This is a genomic window from Pseudoroseomonas cervicalis ATCC 49957, from assembly GCF_000164635.1.
GTDB classification, from domain to species: Bacteria; Pseudomonadota; Alphaproteobacteria; order Acetobacterales; family Acetobacteraceae; genus Pseudoroseomonas; species Pseudoroseomonas cervicalis.
The window spans coordinates 1-812 of record NZ_GG771128.1; the positions used below are offsets into that span (position 1 = coordinate 1).

The following is an 812-nucleotide window of genomic DNA, read 5'->3' on the forward strand; positions in this document are numbered from 1 at the left end:
ATCGATGCCGAACTGCGCCGCGATGTCGCGCCCCGGCCCGCCCGGCCAGCGGCCGCCCGCACCAGAAGCCCCAGCAGCGCCGCCGCCTCCCCCGCCAGAAGCGCCGGCGGCAACGCCCAATCCTGCCGCCCCGCCTGCGCCGCCACGACCCGCAGGCACCGCGCGATCGGCGGCAGCGCCGGATCGGGGCGCGGCACCCCCGGCGGCATGGGCCAGTGCGGCACCGCCATTCCCCACAGCAGGGCCGCCACCTCCTCCAGCGTCGCGCCCTCGGCCAGCGCCACCGCGTCCCGGCCGCGATACCACAGCCGCCCCTCGGCGATGCGCGTCAGGCCGGAGCGCAGGATCGGCTCCCCCCAATCGGTGGTGGAGGCGGCGACCGCCCGCCGCGCCCGGCCGCGCGCCCGCCGCTCCAGCAGCGCCGCCACATCCTCCGCCGCGTAGAGGCTGCGGCGCGGATCGCCCGGCGCCGGCACCGCCCGCACCCGGCCACGGCTGACATAGGCATAGAGCGTGGCGCGTGAGACACCGAGCCGCGCCACCGCCTCCCCCGCCTCCAGCCAGGCATCCTGGACCTTGGTCATGTTGACGATGTTGATCAAGATTGACGCTGCTGTCAGCCGGGACTTCGCTGCCCCTCTCACCTGCGGAGGATGCCGCGATGCACGCCCCCCACACCGATCCCGTGCTGCACGCCTTCGGCCAGCAGATCGCATGGTGCGAGCGCCTGGGCTCGCCTTTCACCGCCCGCCTGCTGCGCCTGCTCTCGGCCGAGATCGCCGCCGGCGGCCCCGCCGCGCGGCTGGTCGCCG

At 76.5% G+C, this 812-nt stretch carries 1 protein-coding gene; it reads right to left on the bottom strand.

Translation table 11 applies throughout. The annotated features are described in order from the left end of the window. The coding region (locus tag HMPREF0731_RS26300) for a helix-turn-helix transcriptional regulator (RefSeq protein WP_007006500.1) at nucleotides 1–602 on the bottom strand (602 nt) is incomplete at its 3' end. Between the last annotated feature and the right edge of the window lie 210 nt (nucleotides 603–812).